Origin of the sequence: Lysinibacillus sp. Ag94, assembly GCF_023242215.1 — a bacterium.
GTDB lineage: Bacteria > Bacillota > Bacilli > Bacillales_A > Planococcaceae > Lysinibacillus.
In genome coordinates this window covers 2,135,100-2,148,545 of sequence record NZ_CP096780.1, presented here as the reverse complement: position 1 = coordinate 2,148,545, position 13,446 = coordinate 2,135,100, and the positions used below count along the sequence as shown (strand labels likewise).

The window sequence follows — 13,446 nt, the reverse complement described above, 5'->3', positions numbered from 1 at the left end:
ACCCAACCTTCTTTTGCGTCCTTGCAGCCCCAAAGCATGCGCCAGTGTGAATAAGTATCTTCAAAAACAAAAAGCAGAATTCCAGATTACGTAAATATGCCACCTAAAATAGCACGGTTCATATTATATCACAAAGTTGCAAAAAAGTAAATATTTCATTTTACGTTACCAAGGTATAACAGCTGAACATGCAATAGAATACCCATGTTGAGTAGACCATGTTAATAAAGCATGCCAAAAATTTTCACAGACTGTGATAATTTGCTGTGGATTCGACAGCTGTCCAGACATCACCAGCTCACAAAGAACATCAAACCCCTCCGGTTGATCTGTAAACGTCAATGCCTCAGGTAGCACTTGCGCAGAAGTTGTGAAATAGCGTTGATGGTGTAAACCTAAAATCATCGCGCCTGTTGTTGCAATTTTCATCGCTAAAATCGGTAAAAATGTATTAGGACCTTGCACTTCAATATTTCTTAATTTCCCCATGTACTCATACATTTCTTCCACTAATGTTCGACAAATGGCTTCTTTAAACATCAAGCTATCGACCAAGCTCGCTTTTACTTTAAGCTCAGTGAAAAAATCCTTTGGGTCATAAATAGGTAGAATGTTGAAAAATTGTCCATGCGTCAGCGGCCATTCTTCATCAACTGCCGTCGCTTCTTCGATAATATCTTCTGCGCTATGAAAATTCACTTCTGCCTTCCAGTCCCCTGCCGTCCATTCATAGCTAAAGCTTTCATCTAAAGCATTTAAAATACATTTAATTTCTATATCTGAAAATGGTCCATCTGTTTTTCGTGCTACCGAACCATAAAGTCCAATTGCTTGAACTTTTGAACCAAATCTCTCTAAAACTTGATTTGCAATTGAATATGCAATTTCCACTCTTTTTTCTCTCGTTACGTTTTCCGGACCAATCATATTTGTCTCTCCTTGTTAATTATTTAAATGAGATTATAATTGGCTGCGGAGGACCACGAGCTTAACGAGGAATCTTATCTGCTGTCATGTACAACACCACCTTTCCGCATAAACATTCATTATCTGGTTGATACACATCCTACATCCCGTCAAATGATATGCATCCTTCTTTTGCTAATTTAAATATTCTACAAAATATAACTATCCCTTTTAGCTAATTAAAGAACATGTAAATCAGTAACAACCAATACTGTTTCACATTACCATATTCACAGCAAAAATAGAGACCCGTTCAAAATGAACAAGCCTCTTGAAAAAACAATCATTATTTACTTCTCTAGAACGCCAAAATGAAACTTCGCAGTTGGTCGTTCGTATTGCTGAAAATGATATTTGGCAAACCATTCTGAGCGAAAATGTGCCTTTAACACTACTCGCTTTCTCGCCACTCGTTTCGCCTCACTTACCCATTCATCCGTTAATGTCACATGTTCCCCAGCTAAGCGTAATGCTTCAAAATTATTGGCTTCTTCAATAATTTCTTCAAACATCGGATCCATATACACGACATCAAAAGTATTGTCCGCCAAAGTTTTCAAATAGTTAGCTGCTTCAGCCTGCACCACTTCAATTTGACGCATACATGTAGTTAACGGCAACTTAGTCGTATCGTAGGATTTTATTCCTTGCTCAACTATAAAGGCCACATTAGGATTCGCTTCTAGTCCAACAACTCGTCCCGCTTCGCCAACTGTATATGCCGCCAGCATAGCATCCGCGGCAAGTCCCAATGTACAATCAAGCACCGAATCTCCTTTTTTAAGCTGTGCCGCTTCCAAAAACGGCTCCGCTTCCCCACGAGCTACACGCTTTAAGCGAAACGCTGCTGAATTCGGATGGAAGAAAAACGGCTCATTTGCACCAAATGCATAATACTCAAAACGATTTTTCCCAGCAACGATTACATGTGCATGCAACTCCTGAGAGATTTTCCGAACAGAACGCTTTTTTCTCGGCTCAAACGATGCATCTAATTGTTTACACGCAAAAGCAGCGAGCCCCAACGATAAATCGTCTGGTCTGCCCGCTGTTGTAACAATCGTTTTTACTTCTCGCATGTTTGCTCTAAAACACCTGTTAAATGTGTAACAATTTGCTCCACAGGGAATCCTTCAATTTGTTCACGTGGAATAAAGTATGCCAATTGCCCATCCTTTAAAATTGCCATTGATGGTGAACTTGGTGGTACGTCCTCAAAAAAGCTACGCATCGCAGCAGTCGCTTCAGGATCCTGACCCGCAAAAACAGTCACAAGATTATCAGGCTTAACTGCCTCTACCGCTTCACGAGCAGCCGGACGCGCCAATCCAGCCGCACAGCCACAAACCGAGTTAATCACAACCAACGAAGTCCCCTTCGCCTCCACCATAAACTCATTCACCGCATCAGCCGTCGTAAGCTCCGTAAATCCGGCCCCTACTAACTCCTCACGCATCGGTTTCACTACCTGTTTCATATATTCATCGTAAGCGTTCATGCTTTTACCCTCTTTCATATGTATTCGCAAAGGTTATTATAGCAAGGTTTCTCACGAATGTACAAAGACTTGCCTTTTGCCTGATTTCATAGGTTTTCCGGAGAAAAGTGACTTTTTCGTAATTTTGATGACTTTGGATTGATTTATTAAACACTTGTTACACACCAAATAATGGATTTTATTGTTAGGGTTTTAATTATTGTAGCAATCACTCCATTTATTTTAACAGTTCAAATAAGAATTTTGGAAAAGCAATAAGAGAATGTTGAAGGCATAGTTAAAAATACATAATTCCTTCTTTTTTAGGAAAAGTAATATATAAAATAAATCCGGAGGTAGGTAGATTTTAATTGAAAAAAATATGCTTTTTTCTATTTTTGATTCTAACTTTTCAAATGAGTAATGCATATGCTATTACGACTGATTTAGAAAAAATATATTTAGAAAATGGAGAATATACTGAGGTGAACAAAGCTATTCAAGAGGGGAAGGCATCTTTTATAAAGGACATTCCATTACCTACTCGACTTCCCCCAATTTCATTTACACATGTTTTCGCATCATTTAACCACAAGAGTTCACAATTAACTATATATTATTTAGATGAAAACAACGGGAAAAAACATTACACTTTAGCTATCATACCTAACGATAATGATATGTCATATCCAAACGATGCAAAGAAAGTTCATTTGGGAAATGGTCAGGAAATGATTTATTTCAAAAGTGATGGCTTTATAACGTATAGAACTGCGGTGAATGATTTCGAATACACATTTATTCTAGATAAAGCAAGCAATGAAACGATTAATGTGAATGGAATCATGAAGATAATTAATTCCATGAACTGAAAAATCTTTAGCCTAGGGTCAAAATATGAGCACATGATTATTTTTATGACTTAATAGTAATTCTTCAACCTGTGTTTTCAGGGCTTGATTAACGTTCTGTGTTGTATTTAGTTATACTACACCAGTCATTTCTTTATAAACTCAAATACTATTTACCTCTGATTTTAAACTGTCTACAAATTCGTTAATTTGTTCCATTTTTACTCTTAGACATAGTGCAGGACCACTTTCTGATGCACTATGATTATTCTTCTCCCCTGCATCTAACACAAAAATTAATCTATAATAAAGCTCCCATTCATCCCTTTCATGTTCGGGCACTTGAAGAAAACCATGTCCAGGATAATAATAATTTCCAAATAGAGGAATATGATAAATACACAAGCCTGGATCATGAGGTTCTAGCATACTTAGATGCATAATATCGATTTGTTTTAAATCATCTAATAACTTTAAGAAATCTCTCTTTAAGCAAACGATTTCTGTATACACCTCTGGAAAAGCAGGACCAGAGCGGAAATGAATGTGGAATTCTACACTCGCATCATTAACTAATTTTAAATTTATTTCAACTTCACAACTAGGTTGACTAAAATAATCTTTTAATAAAGCCATAAATAATTCCCCTTTACCCCAATTTGCGTTTGGTTGTACTAGATAAATTATTACAACAATCCACAGTTACTATACCATAGATTGTTGTCATACTATATATCAACTACTAGAAAATACTGGTCTTTTTATAACTCATAAAGTTCTTTTAACTACCGAAATCAGCAATCCTTGTACATACCTGATTTCAAAAAAGTTATGGCCTGGACTCTTCAATTACAAATTGAACACTTTAGCGGATAAGTGTAATTTCACCTTTAGCCATCATAATGTTTTAGAGGATGCTATTGCTTGTGGGAATGTTTTGATACAGATGTTTAAAGAATCCAATACATTTACTTTTGATGATTTACCAAATATAACCCATTTCAGAATGGGTCAAAACTTTGCTGATGGCTATAAACCCTGTAAAACGAAATCAATACCAAAAATAATAGGAACTACAAATACAAAATTCGACGAAAATCATCCGTTTATTAACAAAACGATGGTATTCATGGGTACTCTACAATCAATGGTAAGGAATGAAGCCGCACAAAAAGTTATCGACGTAGGCGGTAAATTTGACAAAAGCATTAATAAATCTACATCTTTCTTAATTGTCGGTAATCAGGATCTAAGTAGATTTAAAGATGGAATAAAAAGTTCTAAAATGAAAAAAGTCGAGCAATTAAAATTGAAGGTGTCCAAGTAATAGAGATTGTGAGTGAACATGACTTTTTATTAATGCTATAAATTATGCACCAAGTTTTTATGAATCAAAATTCTCCGAGTGTCAAAAAAAAGCTAGAATAGCTTCTTGAATTCCAAGAAGCTTGACTCTTTTCCCTAGTCATAAGGAATAAATATATGTACATGTAACTTATTTATTAATATTTTCTTAAAGTTTAAATTATTCAATTTAACTTTTGTCAAGTATTTATAATGAATAAAGTTTAAAGGAGATAAGTACTTTTTTTGGGGTAGATTTTTCTAGTACTGTAAAAAAAGACTTACAAATAGCTGGATTTACTGTATGATATGTAGAACTCCCACAACTAAACCTAGGATTGCTCATATTATACCTGCTTCTGAAAATAGACCAAGATCAAAAATGTATTACACAACACATAAAGAAGAATTTATTCAGAAGCTATCTACGCACTTTGACATTTAAGAGCCACCTTAATTTTAAAGAAAAAGCTGAATTCAATTGTATTACTGGAGTGATGCGAGCCAGGCCCTCATTTAAGAGAGCACGCCTATATGTTTTTGAATAAGCAACTTACGGTACATCAACGTTAGCAGGACTTTTGCCATGAGTTAGCACATGTATTACTACATAGTAGGCATCAGGGTCGAATGTCTCCCCTATTCCGAGAATATCAAATGAACAAGGTAAAAAACTTTATGTACTGCCTGTGTTCCAATTCTCGTAAAAGCAAACTTTAATCAATATTAAGTTTATAATCGAGAACGATTTTATTTCGGCAAGTAATAATCTATAAAAATGTAATTTGTACATAAATTTATAACAAGGAGTTTACATAACATGGAAACACTAATTACGAAGGAAAGAACTTATGATATTTCGTTTATTCCATTTGAAAACAAGTGTGGGCTAAATGAAGATGGAACATATGAAATAGCCTACAGTGGTCACTATATTGATATTCGTCTTAATGAAGAAATATTTGAAGGAAAAATATATGAAGAATCAAAATCTAAAATCTCTTTTTTTTCTAGTCCTTTCCCTTTTTTTCGAGAAGATATAGAAATGGTAAAGAAATATTTGAAGGAAAAGCATGGTATACAAGAATTTTATTATCTTGACATAGACAGCGATGAAGGTTATGTAGAATTTTAATTATAAATTACAAAATTACCAAGACGGTGAACTGCACCCCGTCAAGTAAATAGTAGAATTAATAAAAACGTGTTAAACGACTAGAGCCCTAAATTCTAAAAGGGCTCAGGCCGTTTAAACGTTTATGATATCGATCGCTTCCTATAATGCCTTATCACCCCCATATCTTAGATTTACCTCCTAAAACATTTTTTAGTATTAACGGCATTACTGACATTACTAACCGATGCTCCAGAGACAGTGATAACCATTTCCTAAATTTCATTTACCTGTTCCTCCGCTTTTTTTAATAATAGAGATGATTTTTTCACCCTCTTGCTTAGACAATACCTCTCATCCCTTTGTGCTGATCAAGACGATGCAAAACGTATTGTCCTGCAGCTGCATGTTCCTAGATAAACAGGACAGAGTACGATGGTTTTTGGGTGGTCAATCAGTGAAATCTGTATATTCAAATCAGCGAAATACATCACTTTGCAATAGCCAATGGACTTCTGTAATGGCCCCTGTCAGTTCACCAAATTTCTCACTGTAGCATGCTACGCCAAGTAGACTCTTTAGGAGACGGATACATATATGCAGAATAATAATTTCAACCGTTGAAGTTTTATGTTTTATTTATTAACATATTCTTCAATTAGTTTTAAAGGGAGAGAAAAAATGATATCAAACAATGAAATAATGTTTTATAAATTGACGGATGAAGAACTTGAAAGAAAATTAAGAATTACATTTACTGATATCACTTGTTTTTATAATCGAGATATAGCAATAAAGGCTATAAATGAAAATTTAGTGATGCATAGCGAAGAAATCGCAGAATGGATATGGCAAGATTCCGGTGAATCACATAGACGTATGAGATTAGAGTTCACTCACCAATTCCCTATAGGCTATGGTATTTCAAAGAAGAGCAAGCAAAAATATACTGACTTAACAAAGAGTTACCTCATTTTGGAAAAGTCTAGTTTGCATGACGAAGGATTTTATATAATTTTTTCTGCACCATTAATTGAATACTAGCTAAAAGGAGTCGCTAACATGATAGATATAGAAGAAATAAAGTATTTTATAGACGCACATTTTATCCCGGGTATTGGCTGGGAGTTGATAGAAGATGTAGTTATTGATCACCGAAAATTAAGTAAAGAGGAAAGTATACTCGTACTTTATTTGTTATATCATTTCCAAAAAGGACATGCTATTTGATAATTCGTAAAATCATTGTTAATTCTAGGTTTCCATAGCTTATTTAACTTAAAATCTAAAAAACCTAACAAATATAATGAAATTACGCAAGAAAATGTTACTATACAGATTAAGTATACAAATTCCATAAACTATTTAGGTTTAAGTATAGGGGTGAAAGATATGGATTTAAGACAATTAAATTATTTCATTACAATTGTTGAAGAAAAACAAATTACGAAAGCAGCCAAAAGACTGCATATAGCACAACCGTCACTTAGCAATCAATTGAAAGTTGGAGAAAGAATTAAATTGTAAACTATTAGATCGAAACAGCAGAGCATTTCAAATAGAAGACTTAAAGGATATACCGTTTCTTTCGTTTTATCGTCATCGTAGTTGTAGTACATTTCGCATTATAATGGATGAATTTAAACGTCACGGTTTCGAGCCTAATATCATTTGTGAGTGCATTGATATTGCGATGGTTATTTCCTTAATAAACGAAGGTTTAGGGGTAACCATTTTACCAAAAAACAGTCTCGATAAATTCCCGATTAATGGTATTCGAATTATTAAATTTTCTAATTGCATTATCCAATCAAAAGCGAATATTGTTTGGTCAAAAGATCGATATTTAGCAAAGCACGCAATGAAATTTCTAAAATTATTTACAGATGAAACTTATCACCGATCCAGCAGAAAAATTCGCCACAGTTAATGAACTACATAAGGATCTGGCGCTTAGATGAAGAACTGATAGTCTATGTAAAATAAATATCTCCCGGTTGAAATTTTTGACCGGGAGACTTTGTTTTATTTAACATACTTCAAATACTTTTTCACAAAATCTACAATGTAATGCACTTCTTCTTCTGAAATATTGAATAAACTACTAACTTTTTGTACTTTGGCTGGTGATTTTAATTGTTCACGCACTTGATCGATTCTCATGTATTTACATTTTCGAGGGTTTACACAATCTCTAATCTGCTTGTAACGAAGATAAGCATACCGAGCAAAAGCATTTAACATCTCCCTTTCCTGCTCATCTCGTTGTAATTTTTTTGCCGCTTCATCGATCGTTTCCGAATCAAATATCCATGTACCATCTGTTATTTGCATCGTACCACCTCTTTCATTGCGTAAAGTTGATGACAAATATGGCTGCACCTTAATTAGATGGCATTAAGATTGCCCCATCTCTTCTATTCATAGCTAGTAAATGCATAAGAAAAAGCCACACCTAGTTAAATGTGTCGCTTTTTGTATTTTTGTTTAGTTTTACAAGATTTATGTAAACTGGAGCGGACATCAACTTAAACTGACATGGGTTCAAAATCATAGTATTAACGATGTCAGCAAAGTAACAAGTGTACATGGCGTTTGTTTTTATAAAGGGAATGTTTTGTTAGTTCATGTAGACGGGAGAGGATTTATCTTTCCCGGAGGACATATTGAAAAAGGAGAGAAGGTTATGTTAAGGGGCCGATCAATTATTTGGGAGCAATTGAAGTCAGTCACGAAGAGAACCCCTTATTCAATGCTAATAGTAAGTACCCTTTAATCGGATATCAAATGTTTTATAGTATGGAATTCAAGAATGCCTACCATTCCTTCGAGAACATGAAACAATTTCGCGTATTTGGGTTGAACCGGAAGAAATACCTTATTTAATTAATGACCATGAGTTAATACACTTACTATTACAAGCAGCGTTAAGTAATAAACCTTCTTATTTATGAGTTGCATTTGACTATAGCTTCATACATAGGCAACTTCTAATAGTATTTTACCAGCTATACTGATTACTTTTAGCCTCTAAATCATGTAGAGAAAGTGATTGATACAACATTTTAAAACTTCACCTGTTAGATTATTATTTTTTTAATTTTATTCTCAGGCATTTCACTATACAAACATAGCTACTAAGTCATATTAATAGTAGTGTAAAGCTAACTTAGCTTTGCACCTCCTAGTTTGTGGTTTAGGGTCGCTTTGGTTCGAGTGACCCTTATTTAATTATCGTTTATTGTTATGTGATTTCCTCTATTTTTTCATAACTATACTGATAAATATATAAGCATAATCCGATGTGTTATCTTAGATTTTATATGTTATTGTCTATAGCTATCTAATAAATTATTCAAGTAATAATATGGAAAACCTTTTTCTTATTATATTCGTATATTTATTAGAACAAACATTAGTGAGGTGACCAAAAATGATTGCTGGATATATTACTTGTTTTGTTGTTGCTTTAATTATTATTTTTATAGGTTATCTGATCCATATTAAAAAGAAACTGTGGCTTATTGCGGGTTACCAAGAAGATTGTTTTATTGGTGATAAAGATAAACTAGCTAAGCTATTTGGTGTTTTCTCATACATAGTAGGTATCACTACTTTACTATTACCTTTTAAACTAGAATTTTTGGGCCTCATTAGTGCTATTATATATGCCGTTTGTATATGTCTAGGAACAGTAGCCACTTTGGTCTGGAAACAAATAATTAATAAACCACTATAAAGGTTCATTGCCAAATGTTGTGGATGACTTTTGTTAAAACGTCTACTTTGTAAATAGTTGACCTTCGTTCCGACTGGGCGACTCCTCGGGGATCAGCAATAGAGGAACGAAGGCTAAAAGCATCACATCCTGTGATAACGCCTTCGTGACCAACATCGTGTTGGCCCGAGACCCTGCAACGTAGCGGATGTTTTCTAAGCGAAAGCGTAGTGTTAACGTAGCGGCAGCACCAAATGTTTTCTGTAGCGAAAGCGAAGCGGCAGCTACAAATGTTTTGACTGTGCGAAAGCGAAGCGACAGCAACAAAGCGCTCAGTCGGAACGGAAATCAACCACACATTTTGGTGATGATCCACTTTAAAACATATAGAAGTTATAAAAATATTCCCTTGAATATTTAGACAAGGCCCATATTCAAGGGAACATGTTTAGACACATTGTAACATTCTAAACCATTTCATTAGTTATTCCACCACTTTTATCTAAACGATTCTTTTCTTTTATCTCTACGAACAACGGAAAACATGTAAAGGCTAAATAATAAAATGAAAATGACTGTTACGGCTAAAAAATATGTATCTTGAATCTTAAACAAGAAAGTATTCAAAGAATTTAATAATCCAGTTAACATCAACAATAACCAATAATTATTTTTTCTTTTTGATTGATCACCGTTATATAGATACCTAGCAGAAAGCCAGATAAAGAAAGGTAAATAGCAGACAATTGAAAAAATTAGAATAGCCCATCCAATAAACGACATAGTACAATCACCTCCTAGAGCCTTCCTTATTTATACGATTGACATTTGTAATAGTTTCAAAATTATTATTCTATAAAAATGTTACTTACTTCTTTATCCCCTAAGAATTTTGAGGAACACTATTCATTGCTATCCCATTTTGGAATTCAGTCATTCATCATTATTAATTTTTTGGATTTTTAATTCAAACTGAGTAAAACCAAGATGAATACCTCCCCTTCTTTCTACACCAAGACATATTATAGATTGTAGAAGGGAGGGATATTTCATGGGATATTACGGTGGAAATAACTGTTGTTACGGAGGCTATGGCGGTGGCTACAGCGGTGGTTACGGCGGCGGTAGCTATGGCGGCGGTGGCTGCTGCGGATACTATGGTTATGGTCATGGCAGAGGACATGGTTCAGCATTCGCATTAATTGTCGTTCTATTCATTCTTTTAATTATTGTTGGCGCAACATTCGTCTATTAATTTTTCCAATACTTTCATTTTTAAATCAGATGAATCATGAAAAAGTTAATGCTATTTATCATTGTCACAATTAATCGTTTCCATAAACTCTGTTGCTAAATTTCAAATTGCTAGTAATAGAAGGATAACTAACCAGCCTAACATACTACAGTTAAAACAAAAAGGTCACTTTTGTCCGAGTGACCTTTTATTTATCATTTATTTAAATAATATAATAAAACCGCTACAATAATATTTGGTAAAGCAATGTATAAGGAATTTAAAGTAATTTTATTGCGTTCATCCCGATGTTCTGTTGTTTCGGTAGCAATATTTGCCCTCATCCGATCCCCACTAACCATAGACCCTGAAAAAATCATTGAAATGACAATGAAGATACAGCCAACCGCGCCTGAAACTAAATAAATCTTTTCCATTCCCCATAACATCATCGATATCAAAACACCGCAAAGTGATAAGAAAACACCAATTAATACATATTTCACCCCATATCCCCCCTACGTTTATTTTACGTTCGATTACCATTTTCTGTTTTATTTTTTTGTAATCATCTCTTCTTTTTTTATAATACACATTAAGAATAGGTATGGATGGTTTTTCTTCTAAAATGAAAATAAGGCTTTTTAAATTTTTTGAAGTTGTTATATACTTCCTAAATATTCAACAGCTAATTTTTGCTCATAGATATCTTTATCCAAGGATACCTTATATGCTTTACCATCAGGTTTTGAACTAACGATTTTATGGATTTCTTGATCGATAAAATGAACGGCAACTCCATCATCAGCGGCAATTCCAGACGATAGTTTACGAGCTTTAATCAAATTATGATAAGCTGGTCTTCGATTGACTTCACCATCATAATGAGGGCAATTACTTCCTGGAATAATTCCTAAACATGTTATCGGCTCTAACTCTCCTCCAAATGAATCTGTTATTCCTTCCTCGAACCAACAAATTGAACCAGCACTAATGCCTGTTAAAAGGATTCCCTCATGCCAGGCTGCCTTTAAAAGACTATCTAACGACCACTCTTTCCATAAAGCTAAAAGGTTTTTAGTATTACCTCCCCCAACATAAATAATATCTTTTTCCATAATAAAACTTTCTAAATCTCGAGTTGGAGGTGAAAAAAGTGATAAGTGGGACGGAATACATTGTTGTGCGTTAAAAAAAGAATAAAATCTTGCAATATAATTTTCTGAGTCTCCGCTTGCAGTAGGAACAAAGCAAAGCTTAGGATTGGCTTTGTTAGATTGCTGTAAAATATATGTATCTAATAATGGATTATGAGGTTCCATAGAAAAGCCTCCTCCTCCTAATGCAATAATTTGTTTCATTTTTACCACCCCTTTTTTGAAATTGTATAAAATTTCTTGAGAAAACGCACCCATTAGCATAAGAACTTTTTCATTTTATTACTGGTGTAGGTATACTATTTCTCCAATCTTTAATAAATGAGGATTGGTGAGGATTAAGATTTAAAGGTATTTCATCTTTCGATAAAAGTTCAGTTCGCTACTTTCATCATTGATTTGTAAAGTACCTTTATATCGCTTGAATAAAAAATTAGTTGAACACTATAAACTTTATCGCCATTTGAATACTCTGCAAAATCATTTTTACCAGAAATATAAGCCAAACAATGTAATATTGTTCAGAATAAGATTAGTTTTTTCAAAAACTTCCCTTTTAACAGTGTCCTCAAAAGTTTCTCCGATTTCCAAGATACCTCCTGTGATTCCCCAAATATTCAACGTCAGCCCTTTTTGTAAAAGAATAAATTATTGCTCCACAGCCAAGAGTCAATAGAGTTTCATACCCGATCATTTTCTTTCCTCGGAGTTCCCTATAATTAAAAAATAACCATAAACAACCTCATTTCATTATTTATTCATATATAAATGGTTTAAATACAAAAAAGCAAGACTCAAATTACATAAAAAAATGAGCCCTGCCTTTATTTATTTTCCATCCTTATTATTTAATTTTTGAATCTCGAGTAGTTCAGATATCGTTACAAATTTATAGCCCTGCTCATCAAGCTCTGGTAAGATTTTTTCTAATGCTTTCACAGTCTGCTCACGATTTCCACCGCCATCATGAAATAACACGACACTTCCAGGCTTAGCACCTTTTAAAACAGTATTGACAATTTTCCTTTCTCCAGGACTTTTCCAATCAAATGTATCTAAATGCCATGACCACATGACAACTTTATACCCTTCTTTTGATATTGCATCAATCATGGAATCCGTGTATTGGCCTTCAACGGGTCTAAATAAAACAGGGACATAACCTGTAATACCATAAATTGTTGCATGTGTTTGTTTTATTTCTTTCATCAAATTGGAAACATTCGTTCTAAAAGGATGCGTATATGTGTGAATGGCTAGTTCGTGACCTTCTTCATGTATACGTAAAGCAAGCTCTGGATTTTTTTCTGCATTTTCACCCACAATAAAGAATGTAGCCTTTGCATTGTACTTGTCTAATATATCTAAAATGTCAGGTGTGTACTTTTTATGAGGACCATCATCAAAGGTTAAGGCGATCACTTTTTCATCCGTATTAATATCCCACAAAATTTGTCCTGCCTCTTCGTAATACTTCCTTCCTTTGTCTGCAAAAGATTTTTCATTAACAAAAAATAAAAATAACCCGAAAAAGCATAATGCAATCAGCAGATAATATTTCCTCAAATTTTCACCTCCTGCAAAT

General features: G+C 34.0%; 19 protein-coding genes. 9 read left to right on the top strand and 10 right to left on the bottom strand.

Going from position 1 to position 13,446, the window contains the following annotated elements; translation table 11 throughout:
• Positions 1 to 165: 165 nt before the first annotated feature.
• The 3 genes from MY533_RS09870 to MY533_RS09860 form a co-directional block, all read right to left on the bottom strand.
• The gene (locus tag MY533_RS09870) at positions 166 to 927 is read right to left on the bottom strand and encodes an ANT(4')-I family aminoglycoside nucleotidyltransferase (protein WP_248718978.1); all 762 of its coding nucleotides are present in this window, start codon (positions 925 to 927) and stop codon (positions 166 to 168) included.
• A gap of 329 nt (positions 928 to 1,256) precedes the next feature.
• On the bottom strand, positions 1,257 to 2,045 hold the full coding sequence (locus MY533_RS09865; RefSeq protein WP_248718977.1) for a class I SAM-dependent methyltransferase: 789 nt from the start codon (positions 2,043 to 2,045) through the stop codon (positions 1,257 to 1,259).
• Positions 2,033 to 2,464, bottom strand: a complete 432-nt coding sequence (locus MY533_RS09860; RefSeq protein WP_248718976.1) for a BrxA/BrxB family bacilliredoxin — start codon at positions 2,462 to 2,464, stop codon at positions 2,033 to 2,035. Before MY533_RS09860 ends, MY533_RS09865 begins: the two co-directional genes overlap by 13 nt.
• 350 nt (positions 2,465 to 2,814) lie before the next feature.
• On the opposite strand from MY533_RS09860, the gene MY533_RS09855 reads away from it, so the two are divergent.
• Positions 2,815 to 3,315: a hypothetical protein gene (locus tag MY533_RS09855; protein ID WP_248718975.1), complete on the top strand. Its 501-nt coding sequence runs from the start codon at positions 2,815 to 2,817 to the stop codon at positions 3,313 to 3,315.
• 141 nt (positions 3,316 to 3,456) lie between these two features.
• On the opposite strand, the gene MY533_RS09850 is transcribed toward MY533_RS09855, so the two are convergent.
• A complete protein-coding gene (locus MY533_RS09850; RefSeq protein ID WP_248718974.1) occupies positions 3,457 to 3,930 on the bottom strand; it encodes a hypothetical protein in 474 nt (157 codons plus the stop codon).
• A 310-nt stretch (positions 3,931 to 4,240) separates the two neighbouring features.
• On the opposite strand from MY533_RS09850, the gene MY533_RS09845 reads away from it, so the two are divergent.
• The 6 genes from MY533_RS09845 (at position 4,241) to MY533_RS09820 (ending at position 7,682) form a co-directional block, all read left to right on the top strand.
• Positions 4,241 to 4,621: a BRCT domain-containing protein gene (locus MY533_RS09845; protein WP_248719190.1), complete on the top strand. Its 381-nt coding sequence runs from the start codon at positions 4,241 to 4,243 to the stop codon at positions 4,619 to 4,621.
• Between the two features lie 837 nt (positions 4,622 to 5,458).
• Entirely contained in the window at positions 5,459 to 5,773 is a 315-nt protein-coding gene (locus MY533_RS09840; protein ID WP_248718973.1) for a hypothetical protein, read from the top strand.
• A gap of 660 nt (positions 5,774 to 6,433) precedes the next feature.
• Positions 6,434 to 6,796, top strand: a complete 363-nt coding sequence (locus MY533_RS09835; protein WP_248718972.1) for an RNase A-like domain-containing protein — start codon at positions 6,434 to 6,436, stop codon at positions 6,794 to 6,796.
• An 18-nt stretch (positions 6,797 to 6,814) separates the two neighbouring features.
• Entirely contained in the window at positions 6,815 to 6,982 is a 168-nt protein-coding gene (locus tag MY533_RS09830; RefSeq protein ID WP_248718971.1) for a hypothetical protein, read from the top strand.
• A gap of 162 nt (positions 6,983 to 7,144) precedes the next feature.
• Positions 7,145 to 7,279, top strand: a complete 135-nt coding sequence (locus tag MY533_RS09825) for a LysR family transcriptional regulator (protein ID WP_248718970.1) — start codon at positions 7,145 to 7,147, stop codon at positions 7,277 to 7,279.
• Positions 7,257 to 7,682 (top strand): LysR family transcriptional regulator substrate-binding protein, encoded by a 426-nt coding sequence (locus MY533_RS09820; RefSeq protein ID WP_248718969.1) that lies wholly within the window; start codon positions 7,257 to 7,259, stop codon positions 7,680 to 7,682. Before MY533_RS09825 ends, MY533_RS09820 begins: the two co-directional genes overlap by 23 nt.
• A gap of 95 nt (positions 7,683 to 7,777) precedes the next feature.
• Here the strand turns inward: MY533_RS09820 and MY533_RS09815 are convergent, their stop codons facing one another.
• A complete protein-coding gene (locus tag MY533_RS09815) occupies positions 7,778 to 8,122 on the bottom strand; it encodes a hypothetical protein (protein ID WP_248718968.1) in 345 nt (114 codons plus the stop codon).
• A 1,063-nt stretch (positions 8,123 to 9,185) separates the two neighbouring features.
• Between MY533_RS09815 and MY533_RS09810 the strand changes: the two genes are divergently transcribed.
• Positions 9,186 to 9,491, top strand: a complete 306-nt coding sequence (locus MY533_RS09810; protein WP_248718967.1) for a DUF3784 domain-containing protein — start codon at positions 9,186 to 9,188, stop codon at positions 9,489 to 9,491.
• A gap of 477 nt (positions 9,492 to 9,968) precedes the next feature.
• Here the strand turns inward: MY533_RS09810 and MY533_RS09805 are convergent, their stop codons facing one another.
• Positions 9,969 to 10,253 (bottom strand): hypothetical protein, encoded by a 285-nt coding sequence (locus MY533_RS09805; protein WP_248718966.1) that lies wholly within the window; start codon positions 10,251 to 10,253, stop codon positions 9,969 to 9,971.
• Positions 10,254 to 10,521: 268 nt separating this feature from the next.
• On the opposite strand from MY533_RS09805, the gene MY533_RS09800 reads away from it, so the two are divergent.
• Positions 10,522 to 10,725, top strand: a complete 204-nt coding sequence (locus MY533_RS09800) for a YjcZ family sporulation protein (protein WP_248718965.1) — start codon at positions 10,522 to 10,524, stop codon at positions 10,723 to 10,725.
• A gap of 194 nt (positions 10,726 to 10,919) precedes the next feature.
• Here MY533_RS09800 and MY533_RS09795 read toward each other — a convergent pair whose 3' ends face one another.
• The 4 genes from MY533_RS09795 to MY533_RS09780 form a co-directional block, all read right to left on the bottom strand.
• Positions 10,920 to 11,210 (bottom strand): DUF5316 domain-containing protein, encoded by a 291-nt coding sequence (locus MY533_RS09795; RefSeq protein WP_248718964.1) that lies wholly within the window; start codon positions 11,208 to 11,210, stop codon positions 10,920 to 10,922.
• A gap of 156 nt (positions 11,211 to 11,366) precedes the next feature.
• On the bottom strand, positions 11,367 to 12,065 hold the full coding sequence (locus MY533_RS09790; RefSeq protein WP_248718963.1) for a Type 1 glutamine amidotransferase-like domain-containing protein: 699 nt from the start codon (positions 12,063 to 12,065) through the stop codon (positions 11,367 to 11,369).
• A 282-nt stretch (positions 12,066 to 12,347) separates the two neighbouring features.
• A complete protein-coding gene (locus tag MY533_RS09785) occupies positions 12,348 to 12,452 on the bottom strand; it encodes an NUDIX hydrolase (RefSeq protein WP_248718962.1) in 105 nt (34 codons plus the stop codon).
• A 237-nt stretch (positions 12,453 to 12,689) separates the two neighbouring features.
• Complete coding sequence (locus tag MY533_RS09780) at positions 12,690 to 13,427, bottom strand: polysaccharide deacetylase family protein (protein ID WP_248718961.1); 738 nt, start codon at positions 13,425 to 13,427, stop codon at positions 12,690 to 12,692.
• Positions 13,428 to 13,446 lie beyond the last annotated feature (19 nt).